The 24,842-nt window shown below is 68.5% G+C and carries 21 protein-coding genes; 16 read left to right on the top strand and 5 right to left on the bottom strand.

What is annotated here, in order from left to right; genetic code table 11:
- Positions 1–163 precede the first annotated feature (163 nt).
- From CW348_RS05660 to dapB, 3 genes are all read left to right on the top strand, one after another.
- The gene (locus tag CW348_RS05660; RefSeq protein ID WP_104612555.1) at positions 164–2,467 is read left to right on the top strand and encodes a polyribonucleotide nucleotidyltransferase; all 2,304 of its coding nucleotides are present in this window, start codon (positions 164–166) and stop codon (positions 2,465–2,467) included.
- 142 nt (positions 2,468–2,609) lie between these two features.
- On the top strand, positions 2,610–3,947 hold the full coding sequence (locus CW348_RS05655) for a pitrilysin family protein (RefSeq protein WP_016188344.1): 1,338 nt from the start codon (positions 2,610–2,612) through the stop codon (positions 3,945–3,947).
- A 107-nt stretch (positions 3,948–4,054) separates the two neighbouring features.
- Positions 4,055–4,795 carry a 4-hydroxy-tetrahydrodipicolinate reductase gene (gene dapB, locus CW348_RS05650; protein ID WP_011291233.1) on the top strand — a complete coding sequence of 247 codons (741 nt, stop codon included), beginning with the start codon at positions 4,055–4,057 and terminating at the stop codon, positions 4,793–4,795.
- Positions 4,796–5,057: 262 nt separating this feature from the next.
- On the opposite strand, the gene glpK is transcribed toward dapB, so the two are convergent.
- From glpK to CW348_RS05635, 3 genes are all read right to left on the bottom strand, one after another.
- A complete protein-coding gene (gene glpK, locus CW348_RS05645) occupies positions 5,058–6,560 on the bottom strand; it encodes a glycerol kinase GlpK (protein WP_104612556.1) in 1,503 nt (500 codons plus the stop codon).
- A gap of 122 nt (positions 6,561–6,682) precedes the next feature.
- The gene (locus tag CW348_RS05640; RefSeq protein WP_016188346.1) at positions 6,683–7,552 is read right to left on the bottom strand and encodes a 1,4-dihydroxy-2-naphthoate polyprenyltransferase; all 870 of its coding nucleotides are present in this window, start codon (positions 7,550–7,552) and stop codon (positions 6,683–6,685) included.
- 97 nt (positions 7,553–7,649) lie between these two features.
- Positions 7,650–8,189 (bottom strand): GNAT family N-acetyltransferase, encoded by a 540-nt coding sequence (locus CW348_RS05635; protein ID WP_016188347.1) that lies wholly within the window; start codon positions 8,187–8,189, stop codon positions 7,650–7,652.
- A gap of 160 nt (positions 8,190–8,349) precedes the next feature.
- On the opposite strand from CW348_RS05635, the gene CW348_RS05630 reads away from it, so the two are divergent.
- The 10 genes from CW348_RS05630 (at position 8,350) to CW348_RS05585 (ending at position 18,710) form a co-directional block, all read left to right on the top strand.
- Positions 8,350–8,727, top strand: a complete 378-nt coding sequence (locus tag CW348_RS05630) for a phage holin family protein (protein ID WP_011291237.1) — start codon at positions 8,350–8,352, stop codon at positions 8,725–8,727.
- A 94-nt stretch (positions 8,728–8,821) separates the two neighbouring features.
- The gene (gene dapA / locus CW348_RS05625; protein WP_011291238.1) at positions 8,822–9,799 is read left to right on the top strand and encodes a 4-hydroxy-tetrahydrodipicolinate synthase; all 978 of its coding nucleotides are present in this window, start codon (positions 8,822–8,824) and stop codon (positions 9,797–9,799) included.
- The gene (locus CW348_RS05620) at positions 9,796–11,481 is read left to right on the top strand and encodes a ribonuclease J (RefSeq protein ID WP_011291239.1); all 1,686 of its coding nucleotides are present in this window, start codon (positions 9,796–9,798) and stop codon (positions 11,479–11,481) included. The genes dapA and CW348_RS05620 overlap by 4 nt, the downstream gene beginning before the upstream one ends.
- A gap of 74 nt (positions 11,482–11,555) precedes the next feature.
- On the top strand, positions 11,556–14,057 hold the full coding sequence (locus CW348_RS05615; protein ID WP_011291240.1) for a DNA translocase FtsK: 2,502 nt from the start codon (positions 11,556–11,558) through the stop codon (positions 14,055–14,057).
- A 114-nt stretch (positions 14,058–14,171) separates the two neighbouring features.
- Positions 14,172–14,912, top strand: coding sequence for a helix-turn-helix domain-containing protein (locus CW348_RS05610; RefSeq protein WP_011291241.1), 741 nt, complete (start codon positions 14,172–14,174; stop codon positions 14,910–14,912).
- Positions 14,913–14,998: 86 nt separating this feature from the next.
- Positions 14,999–16,450 carry a 30S ribosomal protein S12 methylthiotransferase RimO gene (gene rimO / locus CW348_RS05605; protein ID WP_011291242.1) on the top strand — a complete coding sequence of 484 codons (1,452 nt, stop codon included), beginning with the start codon at positions 14,999–15,001 and terminating at the stop codon, positions 16,448–16,450.
- Positions 16,447–17,034 (top strand): CDP-diacylglycerol--glycerol-3-phosphate 3-phosphatidyltransferase, encoded by a 588-nt coding sequence (pgsA, locus tag CW348_RS05600; protein WP_104612558.1) that lies wholly within the window; start codon positions 16,447–16,449, stop codon positions 17,032–17,034. The genes rimO and pgsA overlap by 4 nt, the downstream gene beginning before the upstream one ends.
- A 30-nt stretch (positions 17,035–17,064) precedes the next feature.
- Positions 17,065–17,571: a CinA family protein gene (locus CW348_RS05595; protein WP_011291244.1), complete on the top strand. Its 507-nt coding sequence runs from the start codon at positions 17,065–17,067 to the stop codon at positions 17,569–17,571.
- 158 nt (positions 17,572–17,729) lie between these two features.
- Positions 17,730–18,089 carry a helix-turn-helix domain-containing protein gene (locus CW348_RS05590; RefSeq protein ID WP_011291245.1) on the top strand — a complete coding sequence of 120 codons (360 nt, stop codon included), beginning with the start codon at positions 17,730–17,732 and terminating at the stop codon, positions 18,087–18,089.
- Between the two features lie 153 nt (positions 18,090–18,242).
- Positions 18,243–18,710, top strand: coding sequence for a Dps family protein (locus CW348_RS05585; protein ID WP_011291246.1), 468 nt, complete (start codon positions 18,243–18,245; stop codon positions 18,708–18,710).
- A gap of 64 nt (positions 18,711–18,774) precedes the next feature.
- Here CW348_RS05585 and CW348_RS05580 read toward each other — a convergent pair whose 3' ends face one another.
- On the bottom strand, positions 18,775–19,227 hold the full coding sequence (locus tag CW348_RS05580; RefSeq protein WP_011291247.1) for an Rrf2 family transcriptional regulator: 453 nt from the start codon (positions 19,225–19,227) through the stop codon (positions 18,775–18,777).
- A gap of 186 nt (positions 19,228–19,413) precedes the next feature.
- Positions 19,414–19,929 (bottom strand): GNAT family N-acetyltransferase, encoded by a 516-nt coding sequence (locus CW348_RS05575; RefSeq protein WP_011291248.1) that lies wholly within the window; start codon positions 19,927–19,929, stop codon positions 19,414–19,416.
- A gap of 357 nt (positions 19,930–20,286) precedes the next feature.
- On the opposite strand from CW348_RS05575, the gene CW348_RS05570 reads away from it, so the two are divergent.
- The 3 genes from CW348_RS05570 (at position 20,287) to recX (ending at position 24,720) form a co-directional block, all read left to right on the top strand.
- Positions 20,287–20,481, top strand: coding sequence for a DUF3046 domain-containing protein (locus tag CW348_RS05570; protein ID WP_016188351.1), 195 nt, complete (start codon positions 20,287–20,289; stop codon positions 20,479–20,481).
- Between the two features lie 155 nt (positions 20,482–20,636).
- Positions 20,637–24,170 carry an intein-containing recombinase RecA gene (gene recA, locus CW348_RS05565; RefSeq protein WP_276527019.1) on the top strand — a complete coding sequence of 1,178 codons (3,534 nt, stop codon included), beginning with the start codon at positions 20,637–20,639 and terminating at the stop codon, positions 24,168–24,170.
- Positions 24,163–24,720 carry a recombination regulator RecX gene (gene recX / locus CW348_RS05560; RefSeq protein ID WP_011291251.1) on the top strand — a complete coding sequence of 186 codons (558 nt, stop codon included), beginning with the start codon at positions 24,163–24,165 and terminating at the stop codon, positions 24,718–24,720. Before recA ends, recX begins: the two co-directional genes overlap by 8 nt.
- Positions 24,721–24,842 lie beyond the last annotated feature (122 nt).

Genomic DNA, 24,842 nt, shown 5'->3' with positions numbered 1-24,842 from the left:
CACCAGGGGTCTCGGGGAACTTCGATCGATGGCCGGCCGTCGGGGCCATCGCGGTACGGCTGCGGCGGTCCGCCCGGCCTACCGCGGAGTCCTCACGACTCTCGAGACGGACACCTACGGGGCACGGACGCGGGATCTTCGTTATCCGTGTAGGAGGTCGCCCATGGAGGGCGTGTATTCTGCCGAGGCCGTCATCGACAACGGCCGTTTCGGCACCCGTACGATCCGCTTCGAGACCGGTCGCCTGGCCCGCCAGGCCACAGGGTCGGCTACGGCCTACCTTGACGACGAGACGATGGTCCTGTCGGCGACGACCGTGTCGAAGCGCCCCAAGGAGGCCCTGGACTTCTTCCCGCTCACGGTCGACGTTGAAGAACGCATGTATGCCGCGGGGCGCATCCCCGGCTCGTTCTTCCGCCGGGAGGGGCGTCCCTCGGAGGACGCGATCCTCACCTGCCGGCTCATCGACCGGCCGCTGCGTCCGTCCTTCCAGAAAGGGCTGCGCAACGAGATCCAAATCGTTGCGACCGTGCTGGCCCTGCACCCGGACCATCTCTACGACGTCATCGCGATCAACGCCGCGTCGATGTCCACCCAGCTTGCCGGACTGCCGTTCTCCGGCCCGATCGGCGGCGTGCGGGTGGCCCTGGTCGAAGGCCAGTGGGTGGCGTTTCCCACGCACTCGGAGCTGGCCAACGCCACGTTCGACATGGTCGTGGCCGGCCGGGTGCTGGACAACGGCGACGTCGCGATCATGATGGTGGAGGCCGAGTCCACCCCGCACACCCTGCGACTGGTGGCGGAGGGAGCGATCGGCCCCAACGAGCAGACCGTCGCGGAAGGCTTGGAAGCCGCCAAGCCGTTCATCAAGGTGCTGTGCCGCGCCCAGCAGACCGTGGCTGAGGCCGCGGGCAAGCCGCCCGGCGAGTACCCGATCTTCATCGACTACCAGGACGACGCGTACGCCGCCGTCGAGGAAGCGATCCATGACGAGCTCGCCGCGGCGCTCACGATCGCGGACAAGCAGGAGCGGGAAGCCGAACTCGACCGGGTCAAGGCGCTGGTCGCCGAGAAGCTCGCCGAGGACTTCGAAGGCCGCGAAAAGGAGCTGGCCGCAGCGTTCCGCGCGCTCACCCGGAAGCTGGTGCGGGAGCGGATCGTCAAGGACGGGGTCCGTATCGACGGCCGCGGTGTGAAGGACATCCGGTCTCTCACCGCCGAAGTCAACGTCATTCCGCGCGTGCACGGGTCGGCCTTGTTCGAGCGCGGGGAAACCCAGATCCTGGGGATCACCACGCTGAACATGCTCCGCATGGAGCAGACCATCGACACGCTCAACCCGGAGCGCACCAAGCGCTACATGCACAACTACAACTTCCCGCCGTACTCCACGGGGGAGACCGGGCGGGTCGGCGCGCCGAAGCGCCGCGAGATCGGGCACGGGGCGCTCGCCGAACGCGCTCTCGTCCCGGTGCTGCCGTCGCGGGAAGAGTTCCCCTACGCGATCCGGCAGGTGTCGGAGGCGATCGGCTCCAACGGCTCCACGTCGATGGGGTCGGTGTGCGCCTCCACCATGTCGCTGATGGCGGCGGGTGTGCCGCTCAAGGACATGGTGGCCGGTATCGCCATGGGCTTGATCTACGAGGACGGCAAGTACGTCACCCTTACCGACATCCTCGGTGCGGAAGACGCCTACGGTGACATGGACTTCAAGGTCGCGGGCACGCGCGACCTCATCACCGCGCTGCAGTTGGACACCAAGCTCGACGGGATCCCCGCCGAGGTGCTGGCGTCCGCGCTGCAGCAGGCCCGCGGGGCGCGGCTGGCCATCCTCGACGTCATGTCGGAGGCCATCAACCGGCCCGCTGAGATCAGTCCGCACGCGCCGCGTATCCTTACGGTCAAGGTGCCGATCGACAAGATCGGCGAGGTCATCGGCCCCAAGGGCAAGATGATCAACTCGATCCAGGACGAGACCGGCGCCGAAATCACCATCGAGGACGACGGCACCATCTACATCGGCGCCACCGACGGGCCGTCCGCGGAGGCCGCCCGCGACGCCATCAACAGCATCGCCAACCCGACCATGCCCGAGGTCGGGGAACGCTACCTCGGCACGGTCGTGAAGACCACCGCGTTCGGGGCCTTCGTGTCGCTGCTGCCCGGCAAGGACGGGCTGCTGCACATCTCGCAGATCCGCAAGATGCACGGCGGCCAGCGGATTGAGAACGTCGAAGATGTCATCGGCATCGGGGAGAAAATCCACGTCGAAGTCCGGGACATCGACGAACGGGGCAAGCTCTCCCTGGTGCCCGTCGAAGTCATCGAAGCTGAAGCTGTTGCCGCCCCCAACGGCGGGGAGAGCCCGAACGTGGCGAAGAAGACCGACGCCAGCGGCAACGGCGCCAAGCAGCCGCGCCGCCGTCGCCGCACCCGGTCGTCCAGCCGTTCCAGTGAGAACACCTGACCGGCTCTCCCACCCCGTCTGAGGGCTCCTCGGGAGGGGTGAGAAAACCGTCGGGCGGCCGTACCGTGAAGGGACGGCCGCCCTCCGTTATGTGCTGGGGGGAGGACCCGCAATCGTTTTCGCTTTCGCTGAAGAAGGACCCATGACGACAGTTCCGATCGCGGCCGAGCAGGAAGTCGGCACCACTGTCACCCTCCTCGAACCCGGGGACGGCACTGGCCTGGTGCGCCGTACCGTACTGCCGGGTGGTCTGCGGGTAGTGACCGAGACCATGCAGGGGGTGCGTTCCGTAGCTTTTGGGATTTCGGCGACCACCGGGTCCCGCGATGAGGACGCGGAGCACGCGGGGGCCGCGCACTTCCTGGAACACCTGCTGTTCAAGGGGACGGAACGGCGGAGCGCTCTGGACATCTCCGCGCTGCTCGACGGGGTGGGCGCCGACTACAACGCCTACACCACCAAGGAGCAGACCACGTACTATGCCAAGGTCCTCGACCGCGACCTGCCGTTGGCGATCGACGTCATCAGCGACATGGTCGCCAATTCGGTCCTCGACCCTGCCGAAGTGGAAACTGAGCGCGGGGTGATCCTCGAAGAGATCGCCATGTATGAGGACGAGCCTGCCGACGTGGTCGACGACGTGTTCGCCGCGCACTTTTTCAAAGGCTCGCCCCTGGGCCGCCCCATCCTGGGCACCAACGACACGATCCGCGCGTTGACCCGCGAGCGGATCCTCGAACAGTACCGGAGCGCCTACGTGCCCTCCGAGCTCATCGTCGCCGCCGCGGGCAACCTGGACCATGACACGGTGGTGCGCCAGGTCGCGGAAGCGTTCCGGGACAAGCTCGACGCGGCCGGGGACGCCCGCCCTGCTGCGCCGCGGATCGGCACCGAGCCTCCCGCCACCAATCCGGGAACGGTCCTCGTCAGCCGGGACAGTGAGCAGGCCCACCTGATCCTGGGGCGTGAAGGGGTCAAACGCACCGACCCGCGCTGGTATGCGCTGCGGGTGCTCAGCGCCATCCTCGGCGGGGGCATGTCGTCCCGCCTCTTCCAGGAGGTGCGGGAGAAACGCGGGCTGGCTTACGCCGTCCACGGCTACACGTGCAGCTATTCCGACACGGGACTGTTCCAGGTGTACGTGGGCTGCCTGCCCGACAAGATCGACGAAGTCCTCGACGTCTGCCGCACCGAACTGGAGCGGGCAGCGGCTCACGGGGTGGACGCTGCGGAACTGGCCCGAGCCAAGGGGCAGATCCGCGGCTCCTGGGTGCTGGGTACCGAGGGGACCAATGCGCGGATGAGCCGGCTGACCAGCCACGAACTCGGCTACCGCCGCCACCTGTCACTGAGCGAGGACCTCGCCCTCTTCGACGCGGTCACTTCTGAGGACGTCAGCGAGGTCGCCGCGGAGATCCTCACCCGCCCTGAAGCGCTGGCGGTGGTCGGCCCGTACGAGGAGGGGCGTTCGTTCGTCTGAGCTGTTGAACCAGCCCGGCGTGCTGCGGGGAGGGCCGGCCGGACGCGCCGGTCTCCCGCAGCCGCCGCGCCCTCGGGTGCCGCACGCTTTCCGGTACGGTGAGACCCGTGATTAAGGTAGGAGTGTTCGGCGCTCTCGGGCGCATGGGATCAGAAGTCGTCAAGGCCGTGGAAGCGGCCGACGACACCGAACTGGTAGCCGGAATCGACGTCGGGGACGACCGCGGCAAGGTGCTCGGCGCCGACGTGGTCGTCGATTTCACCCACCCCGATGCGGTGATGGACAACCTGCGCTGGCTCATCGAGCACGGGATCCACGCCGTGGTGGGCACCACCGGGTTCGACGACGCCAGACTCGCCGAAGTCCGCCGCATGCTGGACGCGAAGCCGGGCGTCAACGTGCTCATCGCCCCCAACTTCGGGATCGCCGCCGTACTCATGATGCACTTTGCGGCGAAGGCGGCCCCCTACTTCGAGTCGGCGGAGATCATCGAACTGCACCACCCGAACAAGGCTGACGCGCCCAGCGGAACCGCCTACCGCACCGCCGAACTGATCGGCGCGGCCCGCGCCCACGCTGGTTTGGGCGACGCCCCGGACGCCACCACGTCGGAGCTGCCTGGTGCGCGCGGCGCCCAGGTGGACGGGGTGCGGGTCCACGCGCTGCGGATCACCGGCATGATCGCCCACCAGGAGGTCGTGTTCGGCACCCACGGGGAGACGCTGCGGATCCGCCACGATTCGATGAACCGCGAATCGTTCATGCCGGGCGTGCTCTTGGGGGTCCGCAAGGTCGCGTCCCTGCCGGATCGGCTCACCGTGGGTTTGGAGTCCCTGCTCGGCCTGTAGGAAGGCAGCGGTCGCTGTCCCGCTGCGGCGTACGTGGCGGGAGCCCCGGGCCGAGGAACGCCGGAAGGCCGCGGACGCTGCCGGATGTGCAGCGGGGAGCCGCCCGCGGCCTGTCGGCCAGCCCGCGTCAGGGCCCCGGCCCGGTCCACCGGTCCAGGGCAGGCTGCCGCCGGGGAGGGCCGGGCCCAAGGCAACCGGAAGCCGCAGAAGCGCCGTACCCGCGGCACCGGCTGCGCTCCCGGCGGCCATGCCGGGGCACGCGTCAGGACGCGTCCTCCTCGGATTCCACCCAGCCGAAGGTGTGGCGTACCGCTTTCGTCCAGTTGCGGTATTCGCGGTCCCGCACCTGCGCGTCGATCTGCGGCGTCCACGTGGCGTCGTGCTGCCAGTTGGCGCGCAGACTGTCCAAGTCCGGCCAGTAGCCCACGGCGAGGCCCGCCGCGTAGGCAGCCCCGAGGCAGGTCGTCTCCGCCACTTTGGGCCGCACCACTTCCACGTCCAGCACGTCGGCGAGGATCTGGTTCAGTAGCCGGTTGGCGACCATGCCGCCGTCCACTTTCAGCGAGGCCAGCGGGATCCCTGAGTCGCTGTTCATCGCGTCCACCACTTCGCGGGTCTGCCACGCTGTCGCTTCCAGCACTGCGCGGGCCAGGTGCGCTTTGGTCACATAGGAGGTCAGGCCGGCGATGATGCCGCGGGCGTCGCTCCGCCAGTGCGGCGCGAACAGCCCGGAGAACGCGGGCACGATGTAGCAGCCGCCGTTGTCTGCGACCTGCGAAGCGAGTTCTTCGATCTCCGCGGCGTGCGTGATCATCCCCAGGTTGTCGCGGAGCCACTGCACGAGCGAGCCCGCCATCGCGATCGACCCTTCGAGCGCGTACACCGCGGGCTGGCCGCCGATCTGGTAGCCCACCGTGGTGAGCAGCCCGTTGGTGGAGACGACCGGCTCGGTACCCGTGTTGAGCACCAGGAACGCCCCCGTCCCGTAGGTGCCTTTCACATCGCCGGGGTCGAAGCAGGTCTGCCCGAACAAGGCGGCATGCTGGTCGCCCAGAGCTGCGGCCACGGGCACTCCCGCCAAGGGGCCGGTGGCTGTGCCGTACACCTCCGCACTGGATCGGATCTCCGGGAGCATCGCTGCGGGGATCCCCATCGCGTCCAGGGTTTCGGCATCCCAGTCCAGGGTGCGCAGGTTCATCAGCATGGTACGGCTGGCATTGGTGACGTCGGTGACGTGCCGCCCGGTGAGCTGCCACACCAGCCAGGTGTCCATGGTGCCGAACAGCACTTCGCCGCGCTGCGCCCGCTCCCGCAGCCCGGGGATTTCGTCGAGCAGCCAGCGCAGTTTCGGCCCGGAGAAGTAGGTGGCGAGCGGGAGTCCGCACCGCTGCCGGAACCGGTCCTGGCCTTCCGTCCCGCCCAGGACTCGCAGCAGGCGGTCGGTGCGGGTGTCCTGCCACACGATCGCGTGGTGGACGGGTTGACCGGTCTGCCGGTCCCACACCACGGTCGTCTCCCGCTGGTTGGTGATCCCGACCGCGGCCAACTGGTGGCGGCGCAGCCCGCCCGCGGCGAGCGCCTCCTCCACGACGGCGACGACGTTCGCCCAGATCTCTTCCGCGTCGTGCTCGACCCAGCCCGGGCGGGGGAAGATCTGGCGGTGCTCCCGCTGCCCGAGGGCGACCACGTCGCCGTGGCGGTTGAAGATGATGCAGCGACTCGACGTGGTGCCCTGGTCAATTGCCGCTACGTACTGTTCGGTCACCGGCCCTGCTCCTCTTCGTGTGCCGCGTCTACCGATTTTTCCTGACGTTAGCGGCCCATCCCCCTGTCGTGGGGAGAACAGGAAACCGGTGCCTCCCGCCCCGCCCCGGCGCCTGAAGGCGATTATCCCAGGGCCAGGCCCGCGGTGAACAGGATCCCGAACGCCAACTGCAGCTGCCCGGTCTCCGCCAGTCCGCGGATCAGGCCGGGACCGGTGTCGCCGCCCAGCACCCGGCGGCAGGGGCGCACCGCAAGCGGCGCGGCCAGCAGCACGAGCAGCACCCACCACGACCACGCCACGGCCGCCAGGGCGGCCACGAACGCGCCCGCCACACATCCGGTGAACAGCAGCCGCGCCCCCCGGTCGCCGAGCACCACGGCCAGCGTCCGCTTCCCACTCGCCGCATCAGTGGGCAGGTCGCGCAGATTGTTGATGACCAGCATCGAACACGACAGCAGCCCCACGGCCACGGCTGCCGCCCACCCCTGCCACGGCACCGAACCGGCTTGGACGAACACGGTGCCGGCCACCGCCACCAGGCCGAAGAACACGAACACCGACACTTCGCCGAGCGCCCGGTAGCCGTACGGGTTCTTCCCCCCGGTGTAGAACCAGGCGGCGGCGATCGCCGCCGCACCCACGAGCAGCAGCCACCACGAGGACGTCGCTACCAGCACGAGACCGACGAGCGCAGCCGCCGCAAAGCACACCCACGCGGCGGTGAACACCTGCCGGGGCGCGGCCAACCGGGTCGCGGTCAACCGCACCGGCCCCACCCGGTTGTCGTCGGTGCCGCGGATCCCGTCGCTGTAGTCGTTGGCGTAGTTCACTCCCACCTGCAGCGCTACCGCCACGACTAGCGCAAGCAGTGCCTTCCACCACACGGCGGCGCCCAGGCCGAAGGCGAGCCCGGTGCCTACCGCCACTGGAACCACCGAATTCGGCAGGGTCCGCGGCCGGGCCCCCGCCACCCACTGGCTCACCGTGGCCACGTGTCGGCCTCACTTCCTCCGTCCCGCCTGCGCGGGCGGGACACGCCTGTCCGGATTCTCCGCTTTTCCACGGTAGCGCTGTCTGCGACCAGCACGGTCAGCGGATCGCTGCGTGCAGCCGCACCATGGGCACGACAGTGCCCGGGTCCAGTTCCCGGCGCGCCCCGTCCGGGGCCCACCCTGCCTGTTCCAGGAACGAGCGCACCGGGTTCGCCTGCTCCAGCGTCCACACGTACACGGCGTGGAAACCGTCGTCGACGAGGTGGTCGACGACGGCGTGCAGGAGGCGGCTGCCGTGCCCCCGCCGGGTCAGCCCCGGGGCGATGTGGAACGCGAAGATCTCCGCGTCCGTGCCGGGCCACCGGTCCGGGTCCTGGGCCGGGCCGAACGCCGCGAACCCTGCCACTGCCCCCTCGTCCACGGCGACCAGCAGCCGGTGCCGGGATGTGGGCGGGGAGGACACCGCGGAACGCCACTGGGCGGTGAACGCTGCCCGGGCCTCAGCGCCCGCCATTTCCGCCAGCACGGGCTCCGGGAGGAGCGCGTGGTACATCTCCTGCCACGCCGCGACTTGCACGTCCACGATCGCTTCGACGTCCTCGGCCCGGGCAGGACGGACAAAACGCTGTGTCGACACGGCAGGGCCCCTCACTCGTTCACCGGCTCCAGATACCGTGCCCATCGTCCCAGGAACACCCGGGCACCGGGAAACCGCGGGTGCGGCCGAACCCCGAAAAACCCCTGAATCGTCCATTGGGGACTGCAAAGAGACCGCTGCGGCGTGGGAGTATCAAGGTGTGAGCATCATTCTGAGAGTCATCGTCAACGCTATCGCGCTCTGGGCCGCGGTGCTCCTCGTTGACGGGATCGAGGTGTCCGCCGACACCACGGTCTCCACGATCGCCACCTACCTCGGTATCGGAGCACTGTTCGGTATCGTCAACGCTGTCATCAAACCGATCGTCAAGACGGTCGGCTGCATCTTCTACTACGTCACCCTGGGGCTTGTCGCTCTCGTCGTCAACGCTCTTCTGCTGTGGCTCACCGCCTGGCTGGCTGGGGTGCTGGGCATCCCCTTCGAGATCGACGGCTTCTGGGCGGCGTTCTGGGGAGCCATCATCGTGGCGATCGTGAGCTGGCTCCTGAGCCTGTTCGTCGGCAAGGACGACGACTGACCGACCGTCCTCGTGCGGATCGGAGCGCGCCACAGACCTTCCCAAACGGGGAGGTTGGCGCGCTCTGTCCAGCTTTCGCGGTACCGTTTGCAACATGGTAGGCAGTACGACGCCGAACGCGCCCTTCGGCCAGATGTTGACCGCGATGATCACCCCCATGCTCGACAATGGGGAGGTGGACTACGACGGGGTGGCCCGCCTCGCGACCTACCTCGTCGATGAGCAGCGCAACGACGGCCTCATCGTCAACGGAACCACCGGAGAGTCCGCCACCACCAGCGATGAGGAGAAGGAGCGCATCCTCCGCACCGTGATCGACGCGGTCGGCGACCGCGCCACCATCGTTGCCGGAGCGGGCAGCAACGACACCAGGCACAGTATTGAACTCGCGCGGACCGCGGAACGCGCCGGAGCAGACGGCCTGCTGCTCGTCACCCCCTACTACAACCGGCCGCCCCAAGAAGGCCTGCTGCGGCACTTCACGGCCATTGCCGACGCCACAGGGCTGCCGATCATGCTCTACGACATTCCTGGCCGCACAGGCACGCCGATCGACTCCGAAACCCTGGTCCGGCTCGCCGAGCACCCCCGCATCGTCGCCAACAAGGACGCCAAAGACGACCTCGGCGCCAGCTCGTGGGTGATGTCCCGCACCGACCTCGCCTACTACAGCGGCAGCGACATGCTCAACCTGCCGCTGCTGTCCATCGGCGCCGCGGGCTTCGTCAGCGTGGTCGGCCATGTCGTCGGCTCCGAACTGCACGACATGATCGACGCCTACCGGGCCGGGGACGTGGCCCGGGCTTTGGACATCCACCGCCGCCTGATCCCCGTCTACCGGGGCATGTTCCGCACCCAGGGAGTCATCACCACTAAGGCGGTGCTCGCCATGTTCGGGCTGCCCGCCGGAGTGGTCCGCGCCCCCCTGCTCGACGCGTCCCCCGAACTCAAAGAGCTGCTCCGCGAAGACCTCGCCATGGCCGGGGTGAAGGGCCCCACTGGCCTTGCCTCCGCTCACGAGGACGCGGCCAGCGGGAGGGAAGCGGAACGACTCACGGAGGGGACCGCATGAGCCACCCGCACCCCGAGCTCGGGCCCCCGCCGCCACTGCCCCGCAACACCCTGCGGATCATCCCCTTGGGCGGGCTGGGTGAGATCGGCCGCAACATGGCCGTCCTCGAATACGAGGGGAAAATGCTCATCATCGACTGCGGTGTGCTCTTTCCCGCGGAAGAGCAGCCCGGAGTCGACCTGATCCTCCCCGACTTCGAATACCTGCGGGGGCGCCTCGACGACGTCGAGGCGATCGTGCTCACGCACGGCCACGAAGACCACATTGGCGGCGTCCCCTTCCTGCTGCGGGAACGCACCGATATCCCGCTGGTAGGCTCCCGCCTCACCCTGGCCCTGCTCACCGCCAAACTCGGGGAACACCGCATCAAACCGACCCTGATCCAGGTCGCCGAAGGCGAACAGCACACCTTCGGCTCCTTCAACCTCGAGTTCTTCGCGGTCAACCACTCCATCCCGGATGCGCTCGCGGTCGGTGTGCGCACCCCGGCCGGCAACGTGCTGCACACCGGCGACTTCAAAATGGACCAGTTGCCGCTGGACAACCGCATCACCGACCTCGGCGGGTTCGCGCGGTTCGGCGCGGAAGGCGTCGACCTGCTGATGTCGGACTCCACCAACGCGGAAGTCCCCGGCTTCGTCACCAGCGAACGCGACATCGCCGGCGTCCTCGACACGGTCTTCGCGAAAGCCGAGAAGCGCATCATCGTCGCCTGTTTTGCGTCCCACATCCACCGGGTCCAGCAGGTCCTCGACGCGTCCCAGGCCCACGGCCGCAAAGTCGCCTTCGTGGGCCGCACCATGATCCGCAACATGAACATCGCCCGGGAGCTCGGCTACCTCAAAGTCCCCGGCGACCTGCTCGTGGACGCGCGCGACCTCGAGGCGCTGCCCTCCGACGAAGTCGTCCTGGTGTGCACCGGCTCCCAGGGCGAGCCCATGGCCGCCCTGAGCCGCATGGCCAACCGGGACCACCAGATCCACATCGAACCCGGGGACACGGTCATCCTGGCTTCCTCGCTCATCCCCGGAAACGAGAACTCCGTCAACCGGGTCATCAACGGCCTGACCCGCTGGGGCGCCAAAGTCGTCCACAAGGGCAACGCCCTGGTCCACGTCTCCGGGCACGCACCCGCGGGAGAGCTGCTGTACGTGCTCAACATGGTGCGGCCGCGGAACTTCATGCCGATCCACGGGGAATGGCGGCACCTGCGCGCCCATGCCCAGCTCGCCATGCTCAGCGGGATCCCCGAGGACCGGGTCGTCATCGCCGAGGACGGCGTCGTCGTCGACCTCCACGACGGCAAGGCCCGCATCAGCGGCGTGGTCCAGGCCGGCTACGTGTACGTGGACGGCACCTCGGTCGGCGACGTCACCGAGGCCGCGCTCAAGGACCGCCGCATCCTCGGGGAGGAAGGCTTCATCTCCGTGGTCATCGTGGTGGAGTCCACCACCGGCAAACTCATCGGGGAACCGCAGATCCACACCCGGGGCGCGGGGATCGACCTGGAAGCCTACGACGACGTCATCCCCAAGATCCAAGAAGTCTTGGAGCAGGCCGCAGCCGAGGGTGTCAACGACCCGGCGCAACTCCGGCAACTGGTCCGGCGCAGCATCGGCCGGTGGGTCAACGAAAGCTACCGGCGACGGCCCATGCTGGTCCCCGTCGTCATCGAGATCTGACCGCACAGGCACCGACCGCGACACACCCGGCCGGTGCCTGAAACCGTTCCGCCACCCTTAGTAGGCTGCTGGGCATGGCCACCCGTGCGCCCAAGTCCTCCCAGCGTTCGGGCGGTGGAACCGGCAGGAAGTCCCCGGCCCGCCGTCCTACCTCTGCGCAGTCTCGCCCCCGCCGCCCCACCGCGAAGCGGAGTCCTCGGCCGCACACTGCTTCCGAAGGGCCGATCGCACTGCTGTTCGTGTGGCTCGGACGCGCGCTGCTGCTGGTGTGGCGGCTGCTCGCGCACACGGTAGGGTTCCTGGTCCGCGCGGCCGGCCGCAGCGCACGCGACCTCGACCCGGACCTGCGCCGCGACGGGTTGGGCATGATCCTGCTCGCCGTGGGCCTCCTCATCGCCGCGGCCGTGTGGTGGGACAGTGAAGGCCCGCTGCTGGACCTCACCCGTACCGTCGTCGTCGGCGCTGTGGGCACCTTCTCCCCGGTCATCCCCCTGCTGTGCCTACCGTTCGCGTGGCGGCTCATGCGTACTCCCGCGGACCGGCCCACCGACAACGGCCGGATCGTCATCGGTTCGGCCGCGCTGCTGACCGGGCTTCTCGGCCTTATCCACATCAGCCACGGCATCCCCTGGCCGGCCGAGGGGATGGAGAAGGTCCAGAAAGCCGGCGGACTCGTCGGGTTCGCCGCTTCCGGTCCGCTCAGCCTGCTCATCACCCCCTGGCTCACCGGGGTCCTGCTGTTCCTCCTCATGGTGTTCGGCCTGCTCGTTGTCACCGCGACCCCGATCAGCCGCATCCCCGACCGGCTCCGGCAGCTCTGGGACAACGTCGTGGTCTCCGAGAACAGCCCGTCGGTCGGCCTCGACATCCTCGACCAGGCCGAGGAGAAGACCCCCCGCCCCAAGCGGCGCACCACCAAGCCCAAACCCAAGCCTGCCCCCGAACCCGAGCCCAAGACCACCCACGCAGGAGACCACGAACGCCCCTACGACACGCCGGTCGTGGACGCTGCGCCGCCGCCCGCAGCAGTCGAACCGGAGCCGGAGCCCGCTCCCGAGCCGGCCCCCACCCTCACCGTGGAGCAGTTGTCCATCCCCACTCGCGTGGTCGACGGCGACTACGAGCTGCCGCCTCCCACCCTCCTCAAACCCGGCACCCCGCCCAAGCAGCGCACCAAAGCCAACGAGGAAGTGGTGCAGGCGCTCACCGGCGTCCTCGACCAGTTCTCCGTGGACGCCCGGGTCACCGGGTTCACCCGCGGGCCCACAGTCACCCGCTACGAGATCGAACTCGGCCCTGCCGTCAAAGTGGAGAAGGTCACCGCACTGACCAAGAACATCTCCCTGGCCGTGAAAAGCGCCGACGTGCGCATCCTTTCGCCGATCCCCGGCAAGTCCGCGATCGGCGTGGAGATCCCTAACACGGACAAAGACCTGGTCAGCCTCGGTGACGTGCTGCGCTCCCCGGCCGCCACCTCAGACGACCACCCCATGCTGGTCGGCCTCGGCAAGGATGTGGAGGGGAACGACGTCGTCGCCAACCTCGCCCGCATGCCGCACGTCCTCATCGCCGGAGCCACCGGCGCGGGCAAGTCCACCTGCATCAACGGGCTCATCACGTCGATCATGATGCGGGCCCTGCCCGACGAGGTCCGCCTCATCCTCATCGACCCGAAACGGGTCGAGCTCACCATGTACGAGGGCATCCCGCACCTCATCACCCCCATCATCACCGACCCCAAGAAGGCCGCGGACGCCCTGCAGTGGGTCGTGGGGGAGATGGACCGCCGGTACGACGACCTGGCCGCCTCCGGGTTCCGGCACATTGACGACTTCAACGCTGCAGTGCGGTCCGGGGAGCTCACCGCGCCCCCGGGCAGCGACCGCAGCTACGAGCCCTACCCCTACCTGCTCGTCGTCGTCGACGAGCTCGCCGACCTCATGATGGTCGCTCCCCGCGACGTGGAGGACGCTATCGTCCGCATCACCCAACTGGCCCGCGCCGCCGGGATCCACCTGGTGCTGGCGACCCAGCGTCCCAGCGTGGACGTGGTCACCGGCCTCATCAAAGCCAACGTGCCCTCCCGGCTCGCTTTCGCCACGTCCAGCCTCTCCGACAGCCGGGTCATCCTCGACCAGCCCGGGGCGGAGAAACTGGTCGGCAAAGGGGACGCCCTGTTCCTGCCCATGGGCTCTTCCAAGCCCATCCGCCTGCAGAACGCGTGGGTGTCGGAGAAGGAGATCCGCGCCGTCGTCGACCACTGCAAGAAGCAGGCCAAGCCCGCCTACCGGGACGACGTGGGGGTGGCGGAAACCAAGAAGAAGCAGATCGACGAGGAGATCGGCGACGACCTCGACCTGCTCCTGCAAGCCGTCGAGCTCGTGGTCACCACCCAGTTCGGCTCCACGTCCATGCTGCAACGCAAGCTCCGCGTCGGCTTCGCTAAGGCGGGGCGTCTCATGGACCTCATGGAAAGTCGCGGCATCGTCGGGCCCAGCGAAGGCTCGAAAGCCCGCGAAGTCCTTGTCAAACCCGACGAGCTGCCCGAGGTCCTTGCCGCGCTGCGTGCCGCGTGAACCATGCCGGACACCCCCTTAAGGGGGCGAGCCACCGTTTTCTGACCTTTTCTTGACACCGGCACAGGCGCGTCTCCGCCCGGTGCGGGGCGCGGCAAGGTCACAGTAGGCAGAGTGCGACAGGAATGCTCCAACGAGGAACAGGACCAGTCGGCGGCCCCCGTCGGGCGGGAGCTCGCGGCCGCCCGGGCCCGCCGCGGTTACACCCTGCGCCAGCTCAGCGAGCTCACCCGCATCCCCGAAAGCGTGCTGCATGCCTGGGAGCACGGCGACACCGCGTGCGGACCTGCCGAGCGGTACCGGGCCCAGGTGCGGACCCTCTGCGCGGTGCTGGACCTCGACCCGGCCGCTCTGCTGTGCCGTGGAGACCCCGGTCAGGCCCCTGTACGGAGGAGAACCGCCCCCAGCCGTGGGGGACAGTGGGGGTGGGCGGCCGTGGTGATCGCTGCCGCCCTCACCCTGGCCGTCCTCGCGTGGCCGGGACGCCCGTTCACCCCCGACCATCCGGAAGCATTTCCCGCCGCCGGGCAGAGCCCTGCTGGCTCACCGAGTGCGCCCGACCCCGCCTCGTCCGCCGCCCCGGCCGTCCCGCCCACGGCCGGGCAGGTCACGCTCCGCGTCACCGCGCACCGCCCCACCTGGGTGAGTGTGACCGACGGCACGGACATGCTCTTCACCGGGGTCCTCGCCGCGGGCCAGACCCGTGATTGGACCGCTGACGAGGTGATCCACCTGCGGCTCGCCGACGCCGGCGGCGTCCACCTGTGGGTCAACGGCCACGCGTACGGCGTCCCCGGAGCAGACGGAGAAGTGACTCATCTCACCTACACTGCGCAGAGCGGTTCTCCGCGCTGACCCGATGCCCGGGCCACCCCGGAGACGACCTACTCTGGGAGCGGACGAAACCACCGCACTCACAAATTCCCCTAACCTTGGAAGCTATGTCACCGCGCCGTACTGTCTCGCTGATCACCCTCGGGTGTGCGCGTAACGAGGTCGACTCCGAAGAGCTCGCCGGACGGCTCGCCGCCGACGGCTGGACCCTCGTCGACGCAGACGACGGAGAGAAAGCCGACGTCGTCATCGTCAACACGTGCGGCTTCATCCAAGCAGCCAAAGAGGACTCCATCGAGACCCTGCTGAACGCGGCCGAGGGCGGCGCCAGAGTGGTCGCTGCGGGCTGCCTCGCGGAACGGTACGGGGCGGAACTGGCCGAGGCTATGCCGGAAGCCCAGGTCATCAGCTTCGACGACTATGCGCACATCAGCGAGCGTCTCGAGGATGTTCTCGCGGGACGCCCCCTCACCCCGCACACCCCGCGGGACCGTCGCACCCTGCTGCCCATCACCCCGGTCGACCGCTCCCAAGCGGCCAAGAACCACGTGCCCGGACACCTCACCTTCGGGGAGGAGATCACCCCGCTGCCGGACGGGGTCGCCCCCGCTTCCGGGCCCACGATTCCGCGCCTGCGGCTCACCGGCGGTCCCGTCGCCAACCTCAAAATCGCCTCGGGGTGCGACCGCCGCTGCTCGTTCTGCGCCATCCCCTCCTTCCGGGGCGCCTACCTCTCCCGCAAGCCTGAGGACGTCCTCCGCGAAGCCGAATGGCTCGCTGGACAGGGCGTCCGCGAACTCTTCCTGGTCAGCGAAAACTCCACCTCCTACGGCAAGGACCTGGGTGATGTGCGGGCATTGGAGAAGCTCCTGCCCCGGCTCGCCGCAATCCCCGGGATCGAACGGGTCCGTGTCAGCTACCTGCAGCCCGCGGAAGTCCGCCCCGGACTCATCGACGTCCTCACCGGCACCCCCGGCGTGGTGCCCTACTTCGACTTGTCCTTCCAGCACGCCAGCGGCCCCCTGCTGCGCCGCATGCGCCGCTTCGGCGACCGCGAACGCTTCCTGGAGCTCGTGGCACGCATCCGCGCCAAAGCCCCCGAAGCGGGCATCCGTTCGAACTTCATCGTGGGATTCCCCGGCGAGACCGACGAGGACTTCGCGGAACTCGTCGCCTTCCTCGAACAGGCCCGCCTGGATGCCATCGGGATCTTCGGCTACTCCGACGAGGACGGCACCGAAGCCGCCGGATTCGATGGCAAACTCCCTGAAGAGACCATCAAGGAGCGGGTTGACCAGCTCAACCAGCTCGCCGAGGAGCTGATGGCCCAGCGGGCCGAAGAGCGCATCGGATCCACGATCGACGTCCTCGTCGAAGACGTGCTGGACGACGGTGCCTACGAAGGACGCGCCGCACACCAGGCTCCCGAAGTGGACGGCAGCACCATCCTCTACGCCGACACCGCGCTGCACGTGGGCGACATTGTGCCCGCTACGGTGCTGACTGCCATGGGAGTCGACCTCGTCGCCGAACACCAGGAAGACGCTGATACCACGTGAGCACCCCGGATCCTGCCGCACCCACCGGTTCCGTTCCGGTGCTGAACATCGCCAACATCCTGACGGTCAGCCGGATCGTCATGGTGCCCCTCTTCATCGTCCTGCTCCTCCAGGACGGCTTCTGGTGGCGCCTGGCGGCCTTCGCGGTCTTTGTCGGCGCCGCAATCACCGACCGGGTCGACGGGGAGCTGGCCCGCCGCCACAACCTCGTCACCGACTTCGGTAAGATCGCGGACCCTATCGCCGACAAGGCCCTGACCGGTGCTGCCCTCATCCTGCTGTCGTGGATCGGGGAACTGTGGTGGTGGGTCACCGCAGTCATCCTCATCCGCGAATGGGGGGTCACCGCGCTGCGGTTCGCCGTCATCAAGTACGGCGTGATCCCCGCCAGCCCGGGCGGCAAACTCAAAACCGCGTTGCAGATCGTGGCCATCTGCGTCTACCTGTTCCCGCTGCCGAGCGAGTGGTATCTGCAACTGCCCGCGCACACCATCATGGCGGCCGCGGTCGCCGTCACCCTGTGGACCGGGGTCGACTACGTGTTCAAAGCGTTCCGGCTCTACCAGCGGGCCCGGCACAAGTAGCCCAGCCGCGAAGGGGGGAGGGACTAGCGCGTGCCCAGTACTGCTGAGCTGGTAGCCCGCGTCCACGCGCTGCTCGCGGAGCGCGGTGCGACGCTCGCTGTGGCCGAGTCCCTCACCGGCGGCATGATCGGTGCTGCTTTCACCGCGCTGCCCGGGGCTTCCGCGGTTTTCCGCGGGGGAGCTGTCGCCTACGCCACAGAGACCAAAAACACGGTTCTGGGCGTTCCCCAGTCCCTGCTCGCCGAGCACGGGGCCGTCCATCCGGAAGTCGCCGTGGCGATGGCCCGCGGCGCCCGCCGGATTTTTGCGGCCACTTTCGGTCTCGCGGTCACCGGGGTCGCCGGACCCCGGCCGCAGGACGGACAGCCCGTCGGAACCGTCTACGCCGCTGTGTCCTGCCCGGAAAACCGTGATAACCTGCGAAAACTTCAGCTCGCGGGGGATCGGGCAGCGATTAGGGAGCAGACTGTCGCCGCGGCGGCGGCCCTCCTGCGCGATACCCTCGTAGACGACGTGGCACAAAACACCGTGAAATAACGTCCGAGGACCCGTTCAAGACCCCGGAGTCGGGGAACAAAACCTCACCAAGATCGTGTTATCCCTCCAGCGAACAAGGAAGCTATGAGGTGCGACGATCGGGCTTCGGGCGGGTACGGTGTTTTTATGAAGGTCGCTACCGGTAGGAGGGAGCGCGAATGATGGTCCTGCTTCGTCACCTGCTCGGTGACGTGCTACGGCAGCTTCGTCAGCGGCAGGGCCGCACTCTCCGCGAGGTGTCGGCCGATGCCCGAGTGTCGTTGGGGTACCTGTCAGAGGTCGAACGCGGACAGAAGGAGGCTTCCTCTGAACTGCTCGCCTCGATCTGTGGCGCGCTGGGAGTCCCCCTCTCCCAGGTTCTTCGAGAGGTTTCCGACCAGCTCGCTCTCGCTGAACTCCAGGAGGCGGCGCTCAGCGGTTCGGTCCCGGCGGATTCCGCTGCCGGTCCCGACAGGCTCGGCATCGACTCCACCATCCCCGATCGCGTTCCGGAGGTTGTCGACATGGTGGGGGTGTAGGCCCGCCCCCGCGAAGCCGAACGGGTCGACCGCGGTGCACACGGTCGACCCGTTCGCGCTCCCTCCCCGGAGTGCTTTTCCTGGGTTTTCCCCGGCAGGTCTGGGGCAGTGGACTCCCCGTTGTCACTGCTATCGCACATCGGGGGTTGAACCATGGCCAAGATCCACAGCGCGCTGAGCGAAGAAGCCCGCAAGTCTGTCGGACAGACGCTCCAAGCCGCGATCGTCGATCTGATCGACCTCACGCTGCTGGGCAAGCAGGCGCACTGGAACGTGATCGGCCGCAACTTCCGTTCCATCCACCTGCAGCTCGACGAGCTCGTGGAAGCGGCACGCAAGCACACGGACACTCTCGCGGAGCGCGCCATCGCGCTCGGGGTGAACCCGGACGGGCGGGTGAGCCGGATCGCCCAGGACACCCGTCTTCCCCAGCTCGACCCCGGCTACATCCAGGACGACAAGGTGGTCGCGTTCGTGGTGGAAGCGCTCAGCGGCGCAGTCGACCGCTTCCGGGAGCACGTCAAAGCCACGGAGGAAACCGACCCGATCACGCAGGACCTGCTCATCGCGGCAGCCCAGGACCTTGAACAGCAGCACTGGATGTTCCAGGCCATGAGCTAGCCCTGGTCGGGCGGCGCTGACTTCCTGTGCTGCAGGGGCCGCAGCGCGGCCGGGGGATGAGGGGTCAGCTCGTCCAGGCCTCGGGGTTCTCGGCCAGTGAGCGGACGGATTCCGGAAGCTGCGAGGTGGCCACGTGCTCGAGGGTCACCGATTCGAGGATGGCCCGCTCACTGGCCCGCAGGGCGATCCACACCTGTTGCAGGCTGCGCGCCGCACCGTCGTATTCGAGGTGCTCGGGGCGTTCTCCACGCACGTTTGCCAGCGGGCCGTCCACGGCGCGGATGATGTCGGCCAGCGAGATCTCCGAGGCCGGGCGTGCCAGCCAGTATCCGCCGACCGGCCCACGCTGACTGCGCACCAGGCCGGCACGGCGCAGTTGCGTCAGGATGTTCTCCAGGAACTTGCCAGGAATGGCTTGGGCACGTGCGAGCTGCTCGGCCGTGACGGGACCGCCACCGACGGCCGCAAGTTCGGCAGCGGCACGGAGTGCGTAATCAACCCGGGCGGAAAGGCGCATGCTGCGATTATGCCTTGGAATCCGAAGAGGTCCGGCCAGTGGGGCGGCCGAGGAGCAGTCGAGGAATGCTGCCGTAGTGTCTCATCCGCTGGTTCTCCTCCAGGGACTGTCCGGTGGGCGCGCCTGCTCCCCGCTGCCGGGAAGTCCCGGCGGGCAAGGCCGCACGTCACACTTGTCCCTTCCAGGCTACCTACCGGTCGCGGTGGTGCGGTCCGGAGTGAGACGGCGCCGCATCACGACGCGGGGGAGGACCGCGATTCCGGCTGCAATCTCTTCGCGCCACTGCCGGGCTAACTGCGGTCCCCACTCCGGTTCCGGGAGCACCGTGAAACCGTGCCGTGCGTACCAGGGCGCGTTCCAGGGCAGGTCGCGGAAGGTCGTCAGGGTAATCCACGGGGAGCCGTGCTCTTGCGCGTACGCGCAGGCTGCCGTGAGCAGGGCGGTTCCGATGCCGCGGCGCCCGTAGTCGGGGTGGACGGAGAGCTGCTCCAGATGGGCGGCGCCGTCGAGGACGGTCAGCGCGGCGAAGCCTACGGGCGGCCTGCCGGCCACGAGCACGGCAGCAGCCTGGTCGAAGAGGTCGTCCGGGTCGTCGTCCGGCAGGTGCACTCCGGCGCGGGCGAACAGTGTGTCGGCGGCCCGGCTCACTTCGACGAGTCGCGGCCGGTCCGCTGCGGTCATGGGGCGTATCGTGTGGTCCATTGCTGTGGATGGGCGCGGTTCTCAGACGGGACGCCGGATGCGGCAGGTGTTCCGGGGCCGTGCGCCAACCTATCCGTTTCAGAAGCGTCGGTGTGCCCGGGGCAGTATCGGCTGGACGGTCTGGAGGATTGTGCAGCGCACCCGTCAGCATTGAATGTGATCTAGTTCATAGAAGCCGGGTGGTGGGGTGGATTCTTCCGGTACCGGCCGGGCGCCCCTGCCAGCACACTCCGCGGCCGTGCGGGGAGCGTTCGCCAGCGGGGCGCGCAGGCCGCCCCGCGCCTCCCCGGAGCGCTGGGGGACATGCCGCGGCATGCCGGAGTGGCAGAGCGGAACGGGGCCGATACTGGAGGAGAGATGAGACTGTCCCACTTCTGGCAACGCATGGAAGAACACTTCGGCGCCGCCTACGCCGAAAGCCTCTCCCGCGACTACGTGTTCGAAGAACTCGGCTCCCGGACCATCCGCCAGGCCCTCGACGACGGGTTCGACGCCAAAGAGGTCTGGCACGCCGTCTGTCAGGCTTTCGACCTGCCCGCACACGTCTACTGAGGCGGGCCGCGAGCACCAGTCAATCGAACAAAGGTTCGGGTAGGATGGGGCGCGCCTGAGCCTAGAGTGGCTTCAGAGTGGCCCGCCTTTGGGCGCCGCAGCCGACCGGGGGACGGCCCGGAGGTTGTCCACAGCGGGGGAGCACACGTCGCGGGATGTCACTGGTGCGGCGTAGCGTCACCCCCATCATGAAGAAGAAGGCATCGACCCAACAGGGGTTTCCCGTGGCAGCTTCTGATCGAGACAAGGCTCTTGAAACCGCACTCGCGCAGATCGAGCGCCAGTTCGGCAAGGGCACCATCATGCGCCTCGGCGACGACAACCGCCCGCCCATCGAGTCGATCCCCACCGGGTCTATCTCCCTGGACGTGGCGTTGGGAATCGGGGGCATCCCACGCGGCCGGATCGTCGAGATCTACGGTCCGGAGTCGTCAGGGAAGTGCCTTACCGCAGACACCTACGTCTGGACCGACCGCGGTCTGGAGACGGTGGCCGAGGTCTTCGGCCGAGCCGGGCTGCCGCTCTCCAGCACCAGCCGTGTCACCGACGTCCGGGACCGGGACATCCGGGTCGTCAACGAGAAAGGCGAGCTCGAACAGGTCGCCGCGCTCACCCACAACGGCCGCCAGCCGGTGGTGCGGATCACGGTTGCTTCGGGACGCCAGGTCACGGTCACCCGCAACCACCCGCTGCGCGTCATGAACGACGACGGGTTCATCGTCTGGCGCGAAGCGGGACAGCTCCGCGAAGGAGACGTGCTCGTCTCTGCGGCGTTCGGCGCGGTGCAGGCCGCCAGTGGTGGGGGCCTCAGCGAGGATGAGGCCGTCCTCCTCGGCTACCTGACTGCGGCGGGCTCCCTCGACCCTGCGGGGCACGTCCGCTTCACCACCACCGACATCGAGACCGGTGCGGAGTTCGCTGCTCTCGCCGAATGGCTGCTCGACACCACGGTCACCGCTGTCCCCGGCGACGGCCAGGTTGCCTACGTGCTGTCCGACCCGGCGGCCCGGCACACCCTCGCCGAACGGTACGGCGTCGACTACGCCGCTGCCGCCCGGATCCCGCAGTGCGTGCGGACCGCGGGCGACAAGATGCAGCGTGCATTCCTCGCCGCCCTCTACACGGCCGCTGGCTGGACCGACACCTCGGCGGCTGTCGGACTGCGCACTGCCTCCGCGCCACTGGCCCGTGAAGTCCAGTACCTGCTCTACGGTTTGGGAATCCCCGCCGATCTCGACCGCAGCCACGGGAATGGGCAGCACCCGTGGGCCGTCACCATCAGCCCTGCCGCAGCACCCCGCTTCCACACCGAGGTCGGTTTCCGCACCGCCCAGCAGAGCCCCCAGACTGGGCTGCACGAGCCCACCCCGCAGGTGGAAGCCATCCCGAACCTCACCGGGCTGATCCACGCGCTGCGGGACAGCATCGGCGACCGCGCGGAGAGCACCGACGACCCGTTCCCCGCGGCCAGCGGCGGAGCCTACGACCGGGACCAGGTGCGCCGCGTCATCGACTGGGCGAAGCGCCGCACAGACGAGGCCCCGGCGACTGCCAACGCGATCCTCGGCTACCTCACACAACTGACGGACGCCCGCTACACCTACGAGCCGATCACCGCCGTCGAGGACGCGGGGCAGCAGCCCACCTTCGACCTCATGGTGCCGCGCACCCACAGCTTCCTCGCCAACGGCATCCTGTCGCACAACACCACGGTCGCCCTGCACGCCGTCGCCAACGCGCAGCGGGCCGGCGGGATCGCCGCCTTCATCGACGCCGAACACGCGCTCGACCCCTCGTATGCGGAGAAGATCGGCGTCAACATCGACGACTTGCTGCTGTCCCAGCCGGACACGGGAGAACAGGCGCTGGAGATCGTCGACATGCTCGTCCGCTCCGGCGCGATCTCCATCATCGTCATCGACTCGGTGGCCGCCCTCGTGCCGCGCGCCGAGATCGAAGGCGAGATGGGCGACAGCCACGTCGGCCTGCAGGCCCGCCTCATGTCCCAGGCCCTGCGCAAGATCGCCGGAGCCCTCAACCAGACGAAGACCACCGCGATCTTCATCAACCAGCTCCGCGAGAAGGTCGGCGTGATGTTCGGCTGCATGCACTACGACACCCTGGTCACACTGGCCGACGGTACACAGGAGAAGATCGGCACTATCGTCGACCGCAAACTGGACGTCGAAGTCCTCTCCTACGACCCGGAGACGGACCGGATCGTCCCCCGGCGGGTCGTCAACTGGTTCGACAACGGGGCCGCCGACCACTTCCTGCAGTTCACGGTCGGCCGATCCGGCAAGCCCGGCGGGGCGCAGTTCACGGCCACCCCCAACCACCTGATCCGCACCCCGGGAGGCTGGCGGGAAGCCGGTGAGCTGATCGCCGGGGACCGGGTCCTCGTGCACGAACCGCACTACCTGAACGAGCAGCAGCGCCAGGTGGTCTACGGCTCCCTGATGGGTCGCGGCACCCTCGTGCCGGACCGACACGGCGGCCCTGGCGTGCACTTCTGCATGGCGCACACCGCCGAGCAGGCGGCCTACCTCGACTGGAAGGTCTCCCTGCTGGGGAACATCGCCCACTCCCGGACCGCCGAGGCGTCGGCCACGGTGGGCGTCGAGTTCACCCCGATGCCGGAACTGAGCGAACTGCACCGGGTCGTCGACTTCGGCGACGGGCACACCCACCTCACCTGGGAGTTCCTCAAGCAGCTCACCCCGCTGGCGCTGGCCGTGTGGTACCTGGACGCCGGCACTCTCACCATCCCGCAGTCCGGGACGGACGACGACGCCCGGGTCCAGATCGACGTTGAGACGCTCAGCCCCGGCTCCCGGCAGCGGCTGGTGGAGTACCTGCGCGACACCCACGAACTGGACGCTGCGGTGGTCCAGCAGGGCGCGGACGCGCGGAGCCTCCTCGAGTTCACGCCTGCGGCCACGGTGCGATTCCTGGAATTGGTCGCCCCCTACGTGCCCGAGTCCATGAGCAGCATGCTGCTCGCCCAGTTCCGCGGACGCTGCTCCGTCACCCCGGAGTACAGCGACCCGGTGCAGCGTCTCGTGGCCGCCCCGGTGCTGGACATCCAGGTCAAGCCCGGAAGCACGCGCAAGTTCGACATCGAAGTCGAGGGGAACCACAACTACTTTGTGGACGGGGTCATGGTGCACAACAGCCCGGAGACTACGTCGGGTGGCCGGGCGTTGAAGTTCTACGCCTCCGTCCGCATGGACGTGCGCCGGATCGAGACCTTGAAGGACGGCACGGAAGCCGTCGGAAACCGGACCCGGGTCAAGGTCGTCAAGAACAAGCTGGCTCCGCCGTTCAAGCAGGCCGAGTTCGACATCCTCTACGGGGTCGGCATCTCTCGGGAAGGCGGCCTGCTCGACCTCGGCGTGGAGCACGGGATCGTGCGCAAGTCGGGAGCCTGGTACACCTACGAAGGCACCCAGCTCGGCCAAGGCAAGGAGAACGCCCGGAACTTCCTGCGGGCCAACCCGGACATGGCCGACGAGATCGAAAAGCGCATCAAGCAGAAGCTGGGCATCCCCACGGGCGACGACAGCGCCCCCGCCGAGGAGGCTGCCAAGGACGAGGCGAAGGCCGCGTCCACGACCAAGCGCACCACCCGCAAGACCACGGCGTCGACCTCCGCGTCGAAGTCGGCGGCGCCGAGCACGGATGCCTGACCGCGCCGCAGACGGCAGGGACGGTCCTCCGGGCGGCTCCGCCGCCCCGGAGGACCTCTACGCCCGGGCCCGTGCCATCTGCTTGCGGCTGCTCACCCGTGCCCCGCGCACCCGGGCGCAGCTCACCGACGCGCTGCGGCGGCGGGAGATCCCCGACGAGGTCATCGAAGCGGTGCTGGACCGGTTCGGGGAAGTCGGGATCGTCGACGACGCGGTTTTCGCTGAAGCGTGGGTGGACTCCCGGCACGCGGGACGCGGGCTGGCGCGTCGGGCGCTCGCCGCGGAGCTCCGGCAGCGCGGCGTGGACGAGGACACGGTGCGCGCGGCGGTCGATGGGCTCAGCCCGGCACAGGAGGAGGCCACGGCACGCCAGTTGGTGCGCCGCAGACTCGCCGCGACCCGGGGGAAACCCACTGAGGTGCGGGTGCGGCGGCTCATGGGCATGCTGGCGCGCCGCGGATACTCCGCTGGTCTGGCCTATCGGCTCGTCCGCGAAGAGCTGGAAGCGGAAGGCGTCGAAGTGGACTTCCCGTCCCCTGAGGAGGGATGAGCCCGCTGCGACGCGTATCGGTGTGATGTCCCCAGGGTCACTGTTCTCTTTAATCTCGTTTGAGCAAGCATTAACCCGAGAGTCCGCGGGGTAACCCCTATCCCGACAGAGGACGCGCACGA

Origin of the sequence: Thermobifida sp. (assembly GCF_017577275.1) — a bacterium.
In the GTDB taxonomy this organism is placed as follows: domain Bacteria; phylum Actinomycetota; class Actinomycetes; order Streptosporangiales; family Streptosporangiaceae; genus Thermobifida; species Thermobifida fusca.
The sequence above is the reverse complement of the archived record's forward strand: the minus strand, read 5'-3'. Positions and strand labels throughout refer to the sequence as shown.

Bases quoted from the DNA above. Each gene is read 5' to 3' on its own strand.
- CW348_RS05660 (WP_104612555.1), top strand. From the start codon at position 164: ATGGAGGGCGTGTATTCTGCCGAGGCCGTCATCGACAACGGCCGTTTC.
- CW348_RS05655 (WP_016188344.1), top strand. From the start codon at position 2,610: ATGACGACAGTTCCGATCGCGGCCGAGCAGGAAGTCGGCACCACTGTC.
- dapA (WP_011291238.1), top strand. From the start codon at position 8,822: ATGGTAGGCAGTACGACGCCGAACGCGCCCTTCGGCCAGATGTTGACC.
- CW348_RS05620 (WP_011291239.1), top strand. From the start codon at position 9,796: ATGAGCCACCCGCACCCCGAGCTCGGGCCCCCGCCGCCACTGCCCCGC.
- CW348_RS05615 (WP_011291240.1), top strand. From the start codon at position 11,556: ATGGCCACCCGTGCGCCCAAGTCCTCCCAGCGTTCGGGCGGTGGAACC.
- rimO (WP_011291242.1), top strand. From the start codon at position 14,999: ATGTCACCGCGCCGTACTGTCTCGCTGATCACCCTCGGGTGTGCGCGT.
- CW348_RS05590 (WP_011291245.1), top strand. From the start codon at position 17,730: ATGATGGTCCTGCTTCGTCACCTGCTCGGTGACGTGCTACGGCAGCTT.
- CW348_RS05585 (WP_011291246.1), top strand. From the start codon at position 18,243: ATGGCCAAGATCCACAGCGCGCTGAGCGAAGAAGCCCGCAAGTCTGTC.
- CW348_RS05580 (WP_011291247.1), bottom strand. From the start codon at position 19,227: ATGCGCCTTTCCGCCCGGGTTGATTACGCACTCCGTGCCGCTGCCGAA.
- CW348_RS05575 (WP_011291248.1), bottom strand. From the start codon at position 19,929: ATGGACCACACGATACGCCCCATGACCGCAGCGGACCGGCCGCGACTC.
- CW348_RS05570 (WP_016188351.1), top strand. From the start codon at position 20,287: ATGAGACTGTCCCACTTCTGGCAACGCATGGAAGAACACTTCGGCGCC.
- recA (WP_276527019.1), top strand. From the start codon at position 20,637: ATGTCACTGGTGCGGCGTAGCGTCACCCCCATCATGAAGAAGAAGGCA.
- recX (WP_011291251.1), top strand. From the start codon at position 24,163: ATGCCTGACCGCGCCGCAGACGGCAGGGACGGTCCTCCGGGCGGCTCC.